The organism is Chromohalobacter sp. 296-RDG (assembly GCF_029889885.1).
In the GTDB taxonomy this organism is placed as follows: domain Bacteria; phylum Pseudomonadota; class Gammaproteobacteria; order Pseudomonadales; family Halomonadaceae; genus Chromohalobacter.
Window position 1 is genome coordinate 39,438 of sequence record NZ_JARANY010000006.1, and the last position, 14,415, is coordinate 53,852.

At 59.3% G+C, this 14,415-nt stretch carries 16 protein-coding genes; 10 read left to right on the plus strand and 6 right to left on the minus strand.

Going from position 1 to position 14,415, the window contains the following annotated elements:
• Positions 1 to 138 precede the first annotated feature (138 nt).
• The 7 genes from OP495_RS04170 (at position 139) to OP495_RS04200 (ending at position 6,876) form a co-directional block, all read left to right on the plus strand.
• Positions 139 to 606, plus strand: coding sequence for an SUF system Fe-S cluster assembly regulator (locus OP495_RS04170; RefSeq protein ID WP_280561613.1), 468 nt, complete (start codon positions 139 to 141; stop codon positions 604 to 606).
• Positions 607 to 673: 67 nt separating this feature from the next.
• Positions 674 to 2,116 carry a Fe-S cluster assembly protein SufB gene (gene sufB / locus OP495_RS04175; protein WP_280561612.1) on the plus strand — a complete coding sequence of 481 codons (1,443 nt, stop codon included), beginning with the start codon at positions 674 to 676 and terminating at the stop codon, positions 2,114 to 2,116.
• 89 nt (positions 2,117 to 2,205) lie between these two features.
• Positions 2,206 to 2,958, plus strand: a complete 753-nt coding sequence (gene sufC, locus OP495_RS04180; protein ID WP_280561610.1) for a Fe-S cluster assembly ATPase SufC — start codon at positions 2,206 to 2,208, stop codon at positions 2,956 to 2,958.
• Complete coding sequence (gene sufD, locus OP495_RS04185; RefSeq protein WP_280561609.1) at positions 2,955 to 4,292, plus strand: Fe-S cluster assembly protein SufD; 1,338 nt, start codon at positions 2,955 to 2,957, stop codon at positions 4,290 to 4,292. Before sufC ends, sufD begins: the two co-directional genes overlap by 4 nt.
• Positions 4,293 to 4,296: 4 nt before the next feature.
• Positions 4,297 to 5,538 carry a cysteine desulfurase gene (locus OP495_RS04190; RefSeq protein WP_280561607.1) on the plus strand — a complete coding sequence of 414 codons (1,242 nt, stop codon included), beginning with the start codon at positions 4,297 to 4,299 and terminating at the stop codon, positions 5,536 to 5,538.
• Positions 5,539 to 5,548: 10 nt separating this feature from the next.
• The gene (sufT, locus tag OP495_RS04195) at positions 5,549 to 6,112 is read left to right on the plus strand and encodes a putative Fe-S cluster assembly protein SufT (RefSeq protein ID WP_280561605.1); all 564 of its coding nucleotides are present in this window, start codon (positions 5,549 to 5,551) and stop codon (positions 6,110 to 6,112) included.
• 71 nt (positions 6,113 to 6,183) lie between these two features.
• Positions 6,184 to 6,876 (plus strand): ElyC/SanA/YdcF family protein, encoded by a 693-nt coding sequence (locus OP495_RS04200; RefSeq protein ID WP_280567455.1) that lies wholly within the window; start codon positions 6,184 to 6,186, stop codon positions 6,874 to 6,876.
• A gap of 18 nt (positions 6,877 to 6,894) precedes the next feature.
• Here the strand turns inward: OP495_RS04200 and OP495_RS04205 are convergent, their stop codons facing one another.
• From OP495_RS04205 to OP495_RS04220, 4 genes are all read right to left on the minus strand, one after another.
• Complete coding sequence (locus OP495_RS04205; protein ID WP_280561603.1) at positions 6,895 to 7,329, minus strand: hypothetical protein; 435 nt, start codon at positions 7,327 to 7,329, stop codon at positions 6,895 to 6,897.
• 110 nt (positions 7,330 to 7,439) lie between these two features.
• A complete protein-coding gene (rimK, locus tag OP495_RS04210) occupies positions 7,440 to 8,348 on the minus strand; it encodes a 30S ribosomal protein S6--L-glutamate ligase (protein ID WP_040244030.1) in 909 nt (302 codons plus the stop codon).
• Positions 8,349 to 8,381: 33 nt separating this feature from the next.
• Positions 8,382 to 8,819: a RimK/LysX family protein gene (locus tag OP495_RS04215; protein WP_280567458.1), complete on the minus strand. Its 438-nt coding sequence runs from the start codon at positions 8,817 to 8,819 to the stop codon at positions 8,382 to 8,384.
• Between the two features lie 3 nt (positions 8,820 to 8,822).
• The gene (locus OP495_RS04220; RefSeq protein ID WP_280567508.1) at positions 8,823 to 9,857 is read right to left on the minus strand and encodes a DUF3549 family protein; all 1,035 of its coding nucleotides are present in this window, start codon (positions 9,855 to 9,857) and stop codon (positions 8,823 to 8,825) included.
• Positions 9,858 to 10,113: 256 nt separating this feature from the next.
• Here OP495_RS04220 and OP495_RS04225 point away from each other — a divergent pair, with 256 nt between their 5' ends.
• The gene (locus OP495_RS04225) at positions 10,114 to 10,440 is read left to right on the plus strand and encodes a YqcC family protein (protein ID WP_280561599.1); all 327 of its coding nucleotides are present in this window, start codon (positions 10,114 to 10,116) and stop codon (positions 10,438 to 10,440) included.
• Between the two features lie 70 nt (positions 10,441 to 10,510).
• Here the strand turns inward: OP495_RS04225 and OP495_RS04230 are convergent, their stop codons facing one another.
• Positions 10,511 to 11,098 carry an OmpW family outer membrane protein gene (locus OP495_RS04230; protein WP_280567460.1) on the minus strand — a complete coding sequence of 196 codons (588 nt, stop codon included), beginning with the start codon at positions 11,096 to 11,098 and terminating at the stop codon, positions 10,511 to 10,513.
• 249 nt (positions 11,099 to 11,347) lie between these two features.
• On the opposite strand from OP495_RS04230, the gene OP495_RS04235 reads away from it, so the two are divergent.
• Both OP495_RS04235 and OP495_RS04240 read left to right on the plus strand, forming a co-directional pair.
• Positions 11,348 to 12,367 carry a glycosyltransferase family 2 protein gene (locus OP495_RS04235; RefSeq protein ID WP_280567462.1) on the plus strand — a complete coding sequence of 340 codons (1,020 nt, stop codon included), beginning with the start codon at positions 11,348 to 11,350 and terminating at the stop codon, positions 12,365 to 12,367.
• Entirely contained in the window at positions 12,364 to 12,750 is a 387-nt protein-coding gene (locus OP495_RS04240) for a GtrA family protein (RefSeq protein WP_280567464.1), read from the plus strand. The genes OP495_RS04235 and OP495_RS04240 overlap by 4 nt, the downstream gene beginning before the upstream one ends.
• A 119-nt stretch (positions 12,751 to 12,869) precedes the next feature.
• Here the strand turns inward: OP495_RS04240 and putP are convergent, their stop codons facing one another.
• Positions 12,870 to 14,360, minus strand: coding sequence for a sodium/proline symporter PutP (putP, locus tag OP495_RS04245; RefSeq protein ID WP_280567466.1), 1,491 nt, complete (start codon positions 14,358 to 14,360; stop codon positions 12,870 to 12,872).
• Positions 14,361 to 14,415 lie beyond the last annotated feature (55 nt).

Genomic DNA, 14,415 nt, shown 5'->3' on the forward strand with positions numbered 1-14,415 from the left:
CAATTGTCATTATTGATGCGAATGGTCGTTATCGTGACGCCAAGATGGCGCTCGAAGGCGCGAAGTGATTGGTTCCCTTCACATCGAATCGATAGGGGACTAAAATGGTCCTCAATAGATGAATCGTGGAGTGAAGGCATGTTGAAGCTTTCCAGGCTAACCGACTACGCCGCCGTGGTGATGGCGCAGATCGCGCGTTATCCGGAACAGGCACATGCCGCTACCGAATTGGCGGATGCGGTGCAGTTGCCACACCCCACCGTCAGTAAGACGTTGAAAATGTTGGTGAGAGCCGGGCTTTTGGAATCGCGGCGTGGTTCGTTGGGCGGTTATCGGTTGGCGCGACCGGCGACCTCGATCACCACTTCCGACATCATCGGCGCCATTGAAGGGCCGGTGGCGATGACTGAGTGCAGCCACGCCGATGGTGACTGCGATCTAGTCGATACCTGTGGCGTCGCCGATAACTGGCAGCGTGTCTCGCTGGCGATTCGTACCTTGCTCGACAGCGTGACTCTGGCGCATCTGGCCCAGGAATCGCCGCTGAAACTGCCCGTCCAATTGCCCATACAGAGCGTGACCTTGGCGAGTCGCGCCGAGGTTTGATCACACGATATCGGGGCCGTGGCGCTGGCCACGAGCCGAGAGCATACCGCTCGGGAGGAGAGACACCATGGCAAGTCAGGAAATGGAAGAGCTTGTCAGTCGCGAATATACTCAAGGATTCGTGACCGACATCGAAAGCGATACCGTACCGCCGGGGTTGGATGAAAACACCATCGCCTTCATCTCGAACAAGAAGGGCGAGCCCGAGTGGATGCTCGAATGGCGCCTGGAGGCTTATCGTCAATGGTTGCAAATGACTACGCCTTCCTGGGCGCATCTTGACTATCCGCCTATCGATTATCAGGCGATCTCCTATTACAGCGCGCCCAAAAAGCAGGAAGACAAGCCGCAGAGCCTCGACGAGGTCGATCCCAAGCTCCTGGAAACCTACGAGAAGTTGGGGATTCCGCTGCACGAGCGTGCGGCGCTGGCCGGGGTCGCGGTGGATGCGGTGTTCGACTCCGTTTCCGTGACGACCACCTTCAAGGAGAAGCTGGCGGAAGCGGGTGTCATCTTCTGCTCGATTTCCGAGGCGATTCGTGAATATCCCGAGCTGGTGCGCCAGTACCTGGGAAGCGTCGTGCCTCAGGGTGATAACTACTTCGCCGCGCTCAACTCGGCGGTGTTTACCGACGGTTCCTTCGTCTATGTGCCCGAAGGCGTCGAGTGCCCCATGGAGCTGTCCACCTATTTCCGCATCAACGCGGCGAATACCGGCCAGTTCGAGCGCACGCTGATCGTCTGCGACAAGCGCGCCCAGGTCTCCTATCTGGAAGGCTGCACGGCGCCGCAGCGTGACGAGAACCAGCTGCATGCGGCGGTGGTCGAGCTAGTGGCGCTGGAAGATGCCAACATCAAGTACTCGACGGTCCAGAACTGGTATCCCGGCGACGAGGACGGCAAGGGCGGCATCTACAACTTTGTCACCAAGCGCGGCGATTGCCGGGGCGACCGCTCCAAGATCAGTTGGACGCAGGTCGAGACCGGCTCGGCGATCACCTGGAAGTATCCGTCCTGCATGCTGCGTGGCAAGGATAGTGTTGGCGAGTTCTATTCCGTGGCGGTGACCAACGGCCGTCAGCAGGCCGATACCGGCACCAAGATGATTCATATCGGCGAAGGCACGCGCTCGACCATTATCTCCAAGGGTATCGCCGCCGGACGCAGCGATCAGGCGTATCGTGGCCTGGTCAAGGTCGGTCCGCGCGCCAAGAACGCGCGCAACTTCACGCAGTGCGATTCACTGTTGATCGGTGACCGCTGCGGCGCGCATACCTTCCCGTATCAAGAAATCGGCAACAACTCGGCGACCGTGGAGCATGAGGCGACCACCTCGAAGATCGGCGAGGATCAGTTGTTCTATTGCCAGGCGCGCGGCATTTCCGAAGAAGATGCCGTCAACATGATCGTCAACGGCTTCTGCAAGGACGTCTTCCAGGAGCTGCCGATGGAATTCGCAGTGGAAGCCGAGGCGCTTCTCAATGTGACGCTGGAAGGGGCAGTCGGGTAACGCGCCCGATATACCGTCAGACGCACAGACAAGGTCTCAACCCATGTATCGGAGTCGCCGGGCGACTCGAACGCAAGCAAGGTATCAAGATGCTCGAAGTCAAAGATCTGCACGTCACGGTGGAAGGTTCGGAAATCCTCAAGGGGCTGAACTTGACCGTCAATCCCGGCGAGGTTCATGCCTTGATGGGCCCCAACGGGGCGGGCAAGTCGACGCTGTCGGCAGTGGTCGCGGGCAAGGACGGTTACGAGGTGACCAGCGGCGAGGTGCTGTTCGAAGGCAAGAACCTGCTGGAAATGGAAATCGAAGAGCGTGCGCTGGCCGGCATTCTGCTGGGCTTCCAGTACCCCGTGGAAATTCCGGGCGTCAAGAATATCTACCTGCTCAAGGCGGCGCTCAACGCGCAGCGTGTCGCGCGTGGTGAAGAGGAAATTCCGGCGCCGGAATTCATGAAACTGGTTCGCGAGCAGTTGAGTTTCATGAAGATGGACGGCAGCTTCTTGCAGCGTGCAGTCAACGAGGGGTTCTCAGGCGGTGAGAAGAAGCGCAACGAGATCCTGCAGATGCTGGTATTGCAACCCAAGCTGGCGATGCTCGACGAGATCGACTCCGGGCTTGATATCGACGCCATGAAGGTGGTCGCCGAGGGTGTCAATTCGCTGCGCAGCGCGGACCGCGCGATCCTTATGGTGACGCATTATCAGCGTTTGCTCGAGCACATCGTGCCGGATCATGTCCATGTTCTGGTGGACGGCCGTATCGTCAAGTCCGGTGATAAGGATCTTGCTAACGAGCTTGAAGCACGCGGGTATGAATGGGTGCTGGAGGAGTCTGCAGCATGAGTGCAGCACACGCTTTTCTACAGCGGCTCGGCGAGCGAGTCGATGACGAGCCCACTTGGGTGGCGGCACGCCGCCAGGCCGGGGCAGAACGCTTCGAAGCCTTGGGATTTCCCACCAAGCGTGACGAGGCCTGGAAATATACCGATGTCAGACGCATCGCCGAGGGCGAATTTACGCTGGCCGATGACGCCGAACTCGACGAGGCGCGTTTCGCGGCACTCGACATGCCATTGGATGCCCATCGTCTGGTGTTTGTCGATGGCGTCTTTTCGGCGGCCTTATCCGACCTGACGGAGCTGCCCGAAGGTGTTTCCATCGAGCCCTTGACCACGGCGATGCGTACCAATCACGAGGCGATCGGCGGTGCCATCGGGCGCCTGGCGGGGGTCGACTTCTCGCCGTTCACCGCGCTCAACGTGGCGCTTTCCGAAGAAGGTGCGGTCGTGCGCATCGGTCAGGGCGTCGTCGTCGACAAACCGATCTATGTGGTCTTTGCCTCGCGCGCCAATGAATCGGCGCGGATGAGCCATCCTCGCGTGTTGGTAATGGCCGGAGCGCGTAGTCAGTCCACGGTGGTCGAGCATTACGCCGGCGAGGCGGGTGCGGCCAACTTCACCAACGTGGTCAGCGAAGTCATGCTCGAACGCGGCGCCATCGTCGATCACTACAAGTTGCAGGAAGCCTCGACCGAGGACCTGCACGTGGCGAGCATCCACGTCGAGCAGAGTCGCGATTCGCGCTTTACGTCGTTCAACTTGAACCTGGGCGGCGCGCTGGTGCGCACTGATTTGGTCACGGATCTCAACGCGCAAGGTGCAGAGACCAATTACAATGGCCTGTTCTTCGTTCAGGGCCGTCAACACGTCGACAATCACACCCTGGTCAGGCATAACGCGCCGAACACCTTCTCCGACGAGAACTACAAGGGCATTCTCAACGACCGTGCCCGGGGCGTGTTCAATGGCAAAGTGGTCGTCAAGCGTGATAGTCAACAGATCGAGGCGAATCAGAATAACGCCAACCTGCTTTTGTCCGATCGCGCCGAAATCGATACCAAGCCCGAACTGGAAATCTACGCCGACGACGTCAAGTGCTCGCACGGCGCGACGACCGGCCAGCTCGACGAGGAGGCCGTTTTTGCATTGCGTACGCGCGGCATCGACGAACAGATGGCGCGCGGTCTTCTGACGTTGGCGTTCGCTGGCGAGGTGATGGATCGGGTGCGCCTGCCGGTCATCGCCGAGCGTGTCGAGCGTGCGGTGGCAGGCAAATTGCCCGAGCGCTTCAATCTTGCGGATCTGGTAGAGGTTTCCGACGCGCTTGAGGAGGCCTGAGTCCATGAATGCCTTTGCCGAGACGATGCTGGATGTGGCGCGTGTGCGTAACGACTTCCCGGTCCTCGAACGGGAAGTCCACGGCAAGCCGTTGATCTATCTGGATAACGCGGCGACCAGTCAGACGCCGACGGCGGTCATCGATACGCTGGACGATTACTATCGGCGCTATAACGCCAACATCCATCGCGGGCTGCATACCCTGGCTGACGAGGCCACGGCAGCTTACGAGGGCACGCGCGAGAAAGTACGTGCCTGGCTGGGGGCGGCGTCGCATCGCGAGATCGTCTTCACGCGTGGCACCACCGAGGCGATTAATCTAGTCGCCAATAGCTGGGGGCGGGCCAACCTGCGCCCGGGTGACGAGATCATCGTCTCGTTGATGGAGCACCATTCGAATATCGTGCCTTGGCAAATGCTGGCCGAGGCGCTGGATGTCACGCTTCAGGTGATTCCGGTCGATGAGCGCGGTGTGCTCGACCAAGCGGCTTACCGAGACATGTTGGGCGAGCGTACGCGCCTGGTGTGCGTCAATCACGTCTCGAATGCGCTGGGCACCGTCAATCCGGTGGCGGAAATGGCGCGCGCAGCGCATGAGCATGGCGCATTGGTCCTGGTCGACGGTGCCCAGGCGGTGCCGCATCAGCGCGTGGATGTCCAGGCACTGGACGTCGATTTCTATGCGTTTTCGGGGCATAAGGCTTATGGTCCCACCGGCGTTGGCGCACTCTATGGCCGTGAGGCCTTGCTCGAGTCGATGCCGCCTTGGCAGGGCGGTGGCGAGATGATCAGTCGCGTGTCCTTCGAGAAGGGTACGGTGTACAGCGAAATTCCGCACAAGTTCGAAGCCGGCACACCGGCTATCGCGGAAGTGATCGCTCTGGGAGCGGCATTCGACTGGATAGCGGAGACCGGCATTGACCGGATGGCGGCGTGGGAGCATCACCTGCTCGAGCGTGCCACCGACAAGCTGAAGGAGGTCGATGGTCTGCGTATGATCGGCACGGCCCCGGACAAGGTGAGTGTGCTGTCGTTCGTGGTCGACGGAGCACATTCTCAAGATATCGGCCTGCTGATTGATCAACTTGGCGTGGCGATCCGTACCGGGCATCATTGCTCCCAGCCCGTACTCGCCAGCATGGGCCTCGACGCAACGTGTCGCGCCTCTGTGGCAGCTTACAATACGCCGGAAGAGGTCGATGCGTTCGTCGAAGCCTTACAGAAAGTCATCGCCATGGTGCGCTAACGGAGACGGCATGGATCAACTGCAAAGCCTCTACAAGGGGCAGGAAATGCCCTTGCAGCGCGATGTCGAGGCAATCTCGATTCCCTTTGGCAAAAGCGAGACCTTGACCGAGGACAGCATCGTCTCGGTGATGCAGGCCAAGGGCGGAACGGTCAGTGTCGGCTTCGAGGGACGCATGTTTCTGCTCGAGGGACATGACCTCGATGCCCTGGGGCTCGAGGCAGTATCGCGTGTGTCCCTGTCCGAGGGGGCCAGCGACGAGGAGCTCGAGGCCTTTATCTGGGCGCAGCTGCGGACCTGTTTCGACCCGGAGATTCCGGTCAATATCGTCGACCTGGGCCTGGTCTACGGATGCCGTATCGAGCATCTACTGAGTGGCGAGACCATGGTGACCATTCGCATGACCTTGACCGCGCCGGGATGTGGCATGGGCGAGGTGATCGCCGAAGATGCTCGACGCAAACTCCAGGGCGCGGTGCAAGTGTCCAAAGTGCATGTCGAGATCGTTTTCGATCCGCCCTGGAGCCGTGAGATGATGACAGAGGAGGCGAGGCTGGAACTGGGCATGTTCTAGGATGCGGCCTTCGTCGCTCTCTTTCTCATGGTGGGGCGTGACTGACGCCCCCTTATTCGTTGGAGATCCGCATGCCGCTAGAAAACGGTCGCCGGGGACTCATTCGGTGGGGATGGCGACTGCTCAAGTGGTGTCTTGTCGGCATGATCTTCATGTTCGCCGTGGTGGTGGCGCTCAACATCTGGGTGTTCGCCAAGACGGCTGGTCGTATTCATCACGATACGCTGGTGTGCGACGCCGAGCCGGTCGGGTTGGTCTTCGGTACCGCCGAGGGACTTCGTGGTGGCGGTCATAACCCCTATTTCGCCGCACGCATGGAAGCCGCAGCGCAATTGCTGCGCCTGGGGCGCGTCCAGCATCTTTTGCTGTCTGGTGACAATCGTACGCGCTATTACAACGAGCCCGTGTCGATGTGGCGCTCATTGCGTGCTCGTAACGTCGATAGTGACGATATGACGCTCGATTATGCCGGTTTCAGCACCTTCGACAGCGTGGTGCGGGCTCGTCGTGTCTTCGGGGCCGAGCACGTGCTGATGATCTCGCAGGCATGGCACTTGCCGCGTGCCTTGTTTATCGCTGATGCGGTCGGCTTGAAAGCGGAAGGGTGTGCCGTGCCGGATGGTCGAGTCGGGGGCGAGTGGCAGCTTTGGCTGCGCGAATGGCTAGCACGTGCAGCGACCGTCGGTGATATCTATCTGTGGGGAAGGGTACCTTACTTTCTCGGGCCGCCTGAAACGTTGCCTATCCGCAATAAAGAGAAGTGATAGTGCCCGAGATCGGCATCAGCGCTTGTGCTGTGCGTTGAGCTCGCGGATCAACGCCCGACAATTCTTCCAGCAGCGTTCCAGCACCGGTTCCAGCGGGTCCGGTAGCGGATGGGTGAACGCCGTGCCCAGGGCCTGCATCAAGACGCGCTCCTGCTCGAGAAGCTCGCCGATAAGCACTTGGCTGTCGTTACCCACGAAACTCTTGATACGGCTCCACAGCCAGAGGTAGTCATCGCGCTCCACGTCGGCATCACGCGGTAAAATATCGAGATGTTCCTTGGCAAGTTTCTGCAGCTCGCGCATGGCCTGGCCACGCTCTTCGTAATGCGGTTTCAGCCGATCACGCAGCGCGGGGCGCAGGCGCTCGAAATTGTCCTGGAAATAATCGAGACTGTCGGCCAGCGCTTCCAGCACGCTGTCCATCGCCACTTGGCGATTATCGAGAAACATGGGCGGTCACCTCCTCCGGTGACGCAAATTGTGCGGGTGGAAACAGCGTTTTGCTACCCCGGCGGCAAGAAAATTTCCCCGTGTGGCACCGCGCACGGGGCATGTCTCGCTCAGCCCTTGGGTTTGGGAGGGGCCTTGCGTGGGGTGACACCATTTTTCGCGATGTAGTCGATGATCTGCCCGGCAATATCCTTGCCTGTGGCGGTTTCGATACCTTGCAAGCCCGGCGAAGAATTGACCTCCATGATCACGGGGCCGTGGTTGGAGCGTAGTAGGTCCACACCGGCGACGCGCAGGCCCATCGCCTTGGCAGCGCGGATGGCGGTGGAACGCTCTTCCGGGGTAATGCGTATGACGCTGGCGGTGCCGCCACGGTGAAGGTTGGAACGAAACTCACCTTCGAGCGCCTGACGCTTCATGGCGGCAACCACCTTGTCGCCGATCACCAGGCAGCGCACATCGGCGCCCTTGGCCTCCTTGATATACTCCTGGACCATGATATTAGCTTTCATGCCCATGAAGGCCTGGATGACCGATTCGGCGGCCTGGTTGGTTTCCGCCAGGACCACGCCGATGCCCTGGGTACCCTCGAGCAACTTGATGACCAGTGGCGCGCCCTTGACCATGGTGATCAGATCCGGAATATCGTCCGGTGAATGGGCGAATCCGGTGACCGGCAGTCCTAGCCCCTTGCGTGACAGCAATTGCAGAGAGCGCAGCTTGTCGCGCGAGCGCGTGATCGATACTGAGTCGTTGAGCACATAGGTGCTCATCATCTCGAACTGGCGCAACACGGCGCAGCCGTAGAAGGTGACTGAAGCACCGATGCGCGGCACGATGGCGTCGAACGGCTCGATTTCCTCGCCCTTGTAGTGAATCGACGGCCGGTGTGAGGCGATGTTCATGTAGCAGCGCAGCGTGTCGACCACCCGGGCGGTGTGTCCGCGCGCCTCGGCAGCTTCGATCAGACGCCGCGTCGAGTACAGTCTGCGATTGCGTGAAAGAATGCCGATATGCATGGTCGTCTCCACTCGATAGCGATGCCGGCGGAATCAGGGCTCGCCGTGCAGGAAGGCCGCGCCGGACGCGACCAGAAGGCGGCGCAGCGCGCGCCGTCCAAGCAGCATGGGGTGGCGCATGCTACGCCGGTCGGTCAAGGTCAGTTCGATAGGATATTCGAGCCCCCCGAGTTGCATCTGCGTTCGGATGACATGGCGCCATTGCTCGAACCCGTTGGAATTCCTGATCTTGCGGCGGTCGTACAGGGGGAGTTCCAGCGTATGCGATGGAGCGTCGGGACCGCCGCCGCGCGTAATGAAACGCACCCAAAGATGCCCTTGCCGCTCGAACGTCTCGATGTCTTCGGCGTGCAGTGCCGAGGTGCGCGCCCCCGTATCGATTTTAGCGCACAGCGTCAGGCCCAGCTCCGGCAGGGTGACCATTTCGCGCCGGCCGATGACTGCCTTGGCTTGGTAGGGCAGTGCTTTCATGCATCAACGATCCAGTTCGGCCAGGCGTAGGCCGATAGGGGAATCGGCATTCGCTTGGCGCAGCGTCATTAATACCGGTAGGCGCAAACGTGGCACAAGCGCCAGGTCACGTACCAGTGCGGTGAAGTTCGCTTGTGGCGTTTCCGCTAGTCGTGTGAGAAACCGCGGCAAGCGTTGCTCATCCTCAAGATGCATCCAGCCACGCGCGGCCATGGCGGCGAGTATATCGGGCCCGCAGGCTGCTGGATCATCGAGCAGCGTATCGTACCAGGTACCGACTCGTGAATCGCGACTGCCGCCCAGGGCACGAATCACCGCGCACACGGTTTCGAGATCCCCTGAGTGCGCCGCTTGTTCGGCGCGCTCGCGAAGCGGCTCTACGCATGCCGAGCCCAAGTCTCGATGCTCCATACAGTAGCAAAGCGGTTGCAGGACCTCGACGGGTAGCGTGGGGATGCGTTCGGCCAGGCGAACTTCTTCCTCACGGTCGAGGCGGGCCACGAGATCGGCAATTCCTTGCAGGCCGAGCATTTGCCAGTCGACGCTGGTGTCGGCCTCGATCAGATAGGCGCGGACCAGGGCATGGTGCATGCTGGCCGGTAGGGCAAAGTCGCGGGCAGCTTGGGCATGCAACATGGCCTGTTGTATGAGCTCGGGAGTAAAGACCAAGGGATTGTCGCGCATCAAGTTGTCGATGTGCGGTGCGTCGTCGCGCCCGACACTTTCCACCGTACGCCCGAGGGTTTCGATGAGGCGTTCGAGGAAGGCGTCGCGTGGTCCGGGGACCAGCATGCCTTGTTCATCCAGGGGCAGGGCCAAGAACCAGATCAGGGGTTCGCTTGTGGCATCGCTGCCCAGGCGGAACGCGCATGCCAGGCGTGCTTGGCCGTTCCAGGGCAAGGGCCAGGGGGCGGCTCCGGCTTCGAACTCGGTGAGCCGTGAGAATTCGAAAGGTGCGATGCGGCGCCCCATGTCGAAAAGGCGTACGTCCGCACCGGTACGTTGGAAAAATTCACTGAGCGTGGTGATCGACTGCATGCTGCCTCCGGGATCGAGGCCAGCACTGTAGCGTTCAAGGATGGCGCTGACCAGCCCCAAGTTGGTCAAAAAATAAACGCTTGCTGCCAAGCGGCGTCATCCATGGCCCAACGAAGATTGTCCCGCGTTTATCCACAATCTCGTCCCAATGAACTGTGGGTAAACGGCCTTTTGGGGAGAAACCGTCTGCGCGGTGGTCAATTGCCTAGGGTGAGCGCGATAATGGGGTAGTGTTCCACCCTTTTCAGGAGACGAGATGACGGCTCATGACGCCTTGATGAAGGCATTGGAAAACTTGGTCGCGTCATTACGCAGTGTCGACATGTGGCGAGTGGAAGAGCCAACTGCCGCGGCTTTCGCCAGCCAGCAGCCATTTTGCATCGATACCATGGCGATGCCGCAGTGGTTGCGCTACGTCTTCGTGGCGCGTCTCGAAACGCTGGCCGAGACTGGGTCACCGTTGCCGGCGTCCTGCGATGTGGCACCTGCCGTGGATACTTGGCTCAAGGAGGCATCGCCCAGCGTGCGTCGCGTGATCACTGAAGCTGTGGCCGAGGTCGACCGGATCGTCACCGAGGCGTGAGGTGCATGGTCAGACATGAAAACGCCGGGCAAAGAGCCCGGCGTCTTATCAACGTATTGACGTGTACTGCTTAGAAGCGATAGCTAAGACCGCCACCCACTGTGACCGGATCCAGGTCGACAGAGCCTGCCGAGTTGCCATCGATATCGACGTCTGAATCCACATCGGTGTAGCTTGCGAAGCCATTGAAGGCCAGGTTCTCGGTCACGAACAGGTCGACACCCAGTTCACCGACGGCACCCCAGGAGTGGTCCATATCGGCGCTCTGGCCGTTGGCAAGGTTTTCGCTGGAAAACTTGGTGTAGTTGACGCCGGCACCGGCATAGGGCTGAACGCGCGAGTTAGTGCCACCCAGCGGATAGTATTGCAGCGTCAGATTGATCGGACGCTGCTCGAAGTCGCCATTGACCCCATTGGTCGAGAAATCGTGCTCGAACTTTTCGCTGGAGCTCAGAGCGACGCCCAGCTTGTCGTGGAAGAGGTAACCGACGCTACCCATGAAGCCATTTTCATCGTCGACATGGCTATCATCGATATCGCTTTTGGCGATATCGCCGCGCACGAAGAAGTCGCCTGCGTCATAGGCGAGAGCGGCTTGGGTACCGAAAGCGCAGGTGCTGGCCAGTACTACGGCAGAGAACAGTTTAGTCTTGGTCATGATCTAACTCCTTGGGTTCATCGCCATATCGAACGGCGTTTCCGAATCAACGCTTGTAGAATAGGAAACAGTGTTTCTTAAGTCAAGGAAAATTTTAAAACACTGTTTTTTTACGTCGAGAGAGTGTGATCTATCATGATGAGTGAGTTGAAGGGATGGATCTGACGACTGGTAGAGCACCGTCTCGTGTCGAGGGATGGCGACATTGAGTCTACGGTGGATCGTGGTGAGTTCAAAGTGGAGGTAACAATGAAACTATTATCGTCGACGGGAAAGGGAGTACAGGATGAAAGCCTCGGGGCTGATTGGCTGTTGTCCATCGTAGTGCCGGTCATGAACGAAGAGGACGCCATCCCGGGGTTTCTGCAAGCGGTTCGTGACGCTCTCGATGGCCATATTGCGCGCTGGGAAGTGCTTTTCATCGATGACGGATCGCAGGATGCGACCCTGAGCAGCTTGCGCCATGCGCATGAGCGAGACGCTCGCGTGCGCTATCTCTCGTTGACCCGTAACTTCGGCAAGGAGGCGGCGCTATCAGCGGGGCTCGCGCATGCTCGTGGCGATGCCATCGTGCCCATGGATGTCGACCTCCAGGATCCGCCAGAGGTGATCATCGAGTTCGTGCGCCTGTGGCGTGAGGAAGGTTATGACATGGTCTACGGTGTGCGCGGTACCCGTGAAGAGGACACTCATACCAAGCGTGCCACCGCCGGCTTGTTCTATCGTTTCTTCAACCGCATGGCGAACACGCCGATTCCGCATAATGCGGGGGATTTTCGGCTCATGGATCGGTGTGTAGTCGACGCCATCAACCGCTTGCCGGAACGCAGCCGGTTCATGAAGGGGTTATTCTCGTGGCCGGGGTATCGCACCACCGGGGTTTACTACGCACGCCCTTCCCGCGGGACGGGGCAGAGTAAATTCAACTACTGGAAACTGTGGAACTTCGCCCTGGACGGCGTGGTGAGTTTTTCCACCTGGCCGTTGCGGATCTGGTCCTACTTTGGGGCGGTGATCGCCTTGATTGCGTTTTTGTACATCGTGTTTCTGGTGGGGCGTGTGGTGCTATTTGGCAGTGATGTGCCCGGCTATGCGTCACTGATGACAGCAATCTTGTTTTTCGGCGGCATGCAATTGTTGTCGATAGGCGTGCTGGGGGAGTACGTGGGAAGGCTCTTCATCGAGGCCAAGCATCGACCGCTTTATCTAGTTGCCGAAGATAGTGAGACGCCGTACGCATCACGTCCTCGAAGTGGTCGCGAGTCATGAGTCGGCTCGTAGGGGAAGCGGGTACCGCTGCACGTTTCGGACTTGTTGGAGTAATGGCGACTGGCGCTCATCTTCTGGTGGCGGGGGTGCTGCTTGGCCTATGGCCGAATATGTCCGAATTCGTAGCGAATATCGTGGCGTTTCTAGTGGCTTTTCAGATATCGCTGATCGGGCATAGGCGTTTGACTTTCCGCCGTCGTGGCCGGGCAAGACGTTTCTTTCTGGTGGCGGCGTCGGGATTCATCCTCAACAATGGCGTGTTGGCCACCTTGTTGGCGGTGACCCCGCTACATGGCTTTATCGCGGTGGCGATTGCGACATTGACGGTGCCAGTGTTGACGTATTTGGCGTCACGCTTCTGGGCGTTCGGCGCGTCACGCTGATATCGCTACGCTAACGCCGATTATCGCATCTTTCTCGGCGCTCAGTACCACTGCGACTGGTCATGAAAAAGGCTCCCGCAGGAGCCCTTTGATTACTCTGAGTGGATTAGCGTGCTCTGTCAGCGGGAGACTTGCTTATATTCCCCGGCATCTTTAGTCACATTGCTCGCTACCAGAATCGCAATGAAGGAAGCGATGAAGCCTGGAATGATCTCGTATACACCGGGACCTCCCATGAACGCTGCGTTCCAGCCCAGTTCAATCCAGATCATGACGGTGACGGCACCCACGACCATGCCTGCGATGGCGCCAGCGCCGTTCGTGCGCGACCACATCAGCGACAGGATGATCAATGGGCCGAACGCTGCACCGAAGCCTGCCCAGGCATTACTGACCAGCCCCAGGACCTGAGAGTTCGGATCGGATGCAATGAAGGCTGCCACCAGGCCAACCAATACGACACTGATCCGGCCGATGCCGACGCTTTCCTTCTCCGTTGCCTCTTTACGCAGGAACAAGCGGTAGAAGTCTTCAGTCAGTGATGAAGACGCCACCAGAAGCTGGCTGGAAACGGTGCTCATGATCGCTGCAAGCAGTGCGGCATAGAGGAAGCCGGTGATCAGCGGATGGAACAGCAGGTCCGCCAGGATGATGAAGATCGTTTCCGGATCCTCGACCTCCATACCATTGCGGATTGCATAGGCTCGGCCGAATACACCCAGAGAGACCGCACCGATCAGGGAGATAAGCATCCAGCTCATACCGATGTTACGCGCAATAGGGACATCCTTCAGAGATCGAATGGCCATGAAGCGCACGATGATGTGTGGTTGCCCAAAGTAACCCAGTCCCCAGGCCACCGCAGACAGCCAACCGATAAAGGTCAGTCCATCCGTCCACGATAGGAGTGTGGGGTCGACGTCATTCAGGGTCTGAGTAGCTTGGGCGAAACCGCCGCCACCTTCGCCAAAGAGTACAACCATCGGCATGATCACCAGTGCCAGCATCATGATGCAGCCCTGCACGAAGTCCGTCATGCTCACGGCCAAAAAGCCGCCGACCACTGTATAAGCAAGTACCACGCCCAGTGTGATGATGACCCCCACCGCGTAATCGCTCATGCCTCCGATGTTGATAACGCCGGAAAACGCGCTTTCGAACAGTTTGCCGCCTGCCACCAGGCCTGAGGCCGTATACACCGCGAAGAAGACGACGATGACGATAGCGGATACCGTTCTCAGCGACATGGCTCGCGTCGGGAACCGATTGGCCAGGAAAGCGGGAATGGTGATCGCATTGCCATAGTGCACCGTCTGTTCACGAAGGCGAGGTGCGACCAGAAGCCAGTTGAAGAAGGCGCCCGCGAACAGGCCGATTCCAATCCAGGCAGAGCCCAGGCCGGAGGCAAACATTGCCCCGGGCAATCCCAGCAGCAACCAGCCACTCATATCCGAAGCGCCGGCCGACAGGGCCGCCACTTTGGGACTAAGCGTTCGCCCTCCCAACATGTAATCTTCGGATGTGGACGTCGATTTGCGCATGGCATAAAGACCGATACCGACCATGAGCGCAAAGTAAGCAAAGAGGCTTATCCAGACACCAATAGCCATAAAAACGTCTCCTGTTTTTAATTGTCTTAGTTATTGGGCCGGAGGTTGCTCCGGC